This window comes from Autumnicola tepida, assembly GCF_031846485.1.
Classification (GTDB): domain Bacteria; phylum Bacteroidota; class Bacteroidia; order Flavobacteriales; family Flavobacteriaceae; genus Autumnicola; species Autumnicola tepida.
Map to the genome: position 1 here is coordinate 1 of NZ_JAVRHQ010000064.1, position 2,259 is coordinate 2,259.

Sequence of the window (2,259 nt, forward strand, 5' to 3'; positions counted from 1 at the left end):
TGTGCAAGCAAAATTGAAAATTATGAGTTTACTAAAATCACTTTTTGGTTCAAAAAATAACCAGCCACAGAAAAAAGAAATTTCCGATTTCTTCAAAATCAATCTTAAAGAAATTCCTGATGAAACATTCGAGATTGTAGGCGAGGAAGAAAATGTTTCAGGCACAGAAGTAAAAACTTATGAAAAACAGCTTGACTATAAAGAGTGTGGATTATTTGATATTGTAGAAGTGAGAGTAATTGGTGATAATAATAAAAATGTGTCTTTTCGTAATTATGACCCTGATAATATTAATATGACAGAAATGAAAAATCTTATAAATAGTATTTTTCAAATGTATGGTCCTGATGATAATAAGAAAGGGAAATTTAATCAAAAAGATATTACAGATTATAAAGATCCTGATTTCAATATGCTTTTTGGGAGAAGATGGAACGATTATCCAAAATTTAAACAACCGATTGCAATACAACGTGATGAAGAAAATGTTGAAATTGCGATTTGGAACGCAAATCAATAAATGCTTATGGAATTAAAAGATTTTATAGCTAAAACACTAACCGAAATACAAAATGGAATTTCAGATGCTAACAAAAATGGTATTCGTGTTTCAGATACTACTGCAAAAGAAATACAGTTTGATATTTCAGTAACAACAAATTCTGCTGATGAATCAAAAATAGGAGCTGGAATATTTGTGGCCGGAATTGGTTTAGGAGCTAATAATAAAGAACAGGTTAATAATTCCGCTATCAATAGAATAAAATTCTCCCTACCTTTATTTATAGAAAATAAAGATGATTAAAAATGGAAAATTTGAACAAGTTCTTCTATGGTTCTGACGACTATAACAAAAAACTGGAAATCTTCATTAAAAAGGTTGAAACAATCAATGAAGAATATACAGGAGAATTTAAAACGGATGAACCATATTACACATTAATACCACGAGGTGATAAAATCTATTTGAATTTCGATAATTCAAAAGATATTCCTGCTGATTTAGAAAACAAAGTTAAATCTGCTTTTAATGAAACTTGGAGGTAATTTGCCAGCACATAACAACGGCTCATCGCAAATAACGGGTATAGCCGAAAAAGTGTAATTTTAGAAACCAGGAAAGAAAACAATTAAACCGACAACTCCGCATCCCAACTCCCGCAACTTGCGATAGCCGAGACCGTTATAGGCAATTTTTAAATTTTGAGTAAAAAAAAGAAAAGACAACATTACGTTTGGAGAAGGTATTTAAGATCTTGGTCTAACTCAAAAGATTTAATACCATCATTAATAAAGTTTGAAAAGAAAATTGCTACAACAAATTTAATGAATGTAGCACAGGAGAAATTTTATTATTCACTACAAGAATTTTCAAAGGAAGAAGAAATTGCTCTAAAGGGAATTATCTCAAATCTGAGCAATCAAGACACTGAAGTAATTTTTCAGGAATATTATGAGCTTTTCACTTCATATTCCAAACTAAAAAGAGCCATAAAGAACAATGAAATTCCAGAAAGCAAATTAGTAGAAATAGAAGATAAATTGGATTTAATGAAATCTAATTTAATGGAAGATTTTCATTCAGATTTTGAAAGTTTTGGAGAAAAATTAATGCAGATTAAAACAGTTGAAGATTTAAAATTTTTAGATGATGATGAATCAGAATTAAAAACAATTATTTTTTTGTGTTTCCAATATGTGAGAACAAAAAGAATGCAGAATATATTCACTCAGAAATTTCAAGGTCACTATAAAATTCTGCCAAAATATTTTCATATTCTTTCATTTGTATTAGCTACAGGAATGGCTAATGGATTCAGAAATTATAAGAAAACAAAATTTGTATTTATAGAAAACATTTCTAGCACGGATTTTATAACTTCAGATCAACCGATAATAAATTTGAAAGAAGATGAAAGAGACGAAAAAGGAAATGTAATTTCTTTGGAATTTTTTTATCCATTGAATCCAACAATCGCTTTAAAAGTTCATTACAACGATGGAAATAAATATGGACATTTAAAAATTAAAGAAAAAGAGGTGAAAATGTTTAATAACATCATTTTTAAAAAATCAGAAGATTTCATATTTGCCAAAAATTCTAAACAATTAGAGGAGTACAAAAACTGCCTATAACAACGGCTCATCGCAAATAACGGGTATCAAGGAAAAATTGTAATTTTAGAAACCAGGAAAGAAAACAATTAAACCGACAACTCCGCGTCCCAACTCCCGCAACTTGCGATAGCCGAGACCGTT

At 29.3% G+C, this 2,259-nt stretch carries 4 protein-coding genes; all 4 read left to right on the top strand.

What is annotated here, in order from left to right:
- Positions 1-520 (top strand): hypothetical protein (locus tag RM553_RS19295; protein ID WP_311536602.1); only part of this gene is annotated, 520 nt, incomplete at its 5' end.
- Between the two features lie 6 nt (positions 521-526).
- Positions 527-805 (top strand): hypothetical protein, encoded by a 279-nt coding sequence (locus RM553_RS19300; protein ID WP_311536603.1) that lies wholly within the window; start codon positions 527-529, stop codon positions 803-805.
- A gap of 2 nt (positions 806-807) precedes the next feature.
- Positions 808-1,047, top strand: a complete 240-nt coding sequence (locus tag RM553_RS19305; RefSeq protein ID WP_311536604.1) for a hypothetical protein — start codon at positions 808-810, stop codon at positions 1,045-1,047.
- Between the two features lie 156 nt (positions 1,048-1,203).
- A complete protein-coding gene (locus RM553_RS19310) occupies positions 1,204-2,136 on the top strand; it encodes a DUF4238 domain-containing protein (protein ID WP_311536605.1) in 933 nt (310 codons plus the stop codon).
- Positions 2,137-2,259: the final 123 nt, after the last annotated feature.

What these genes read in the sequence shown, in the direction of transcription:
- RM553_RS19305 (WP_311536604.1), top strand. Translation starts at nt 808, where the DNA reads ATGGAAAATTTGAACAAGTTCTTCTATGGTTCTGACGACTATAACAAA.
- RM553_RS19300 (WP_311536603.1), top strand. Translation starts at nt 527, where the DNA reads ATGGAATTAAAAGATTTTATAGCTAAAACACTAACCGAAATACAAAAT.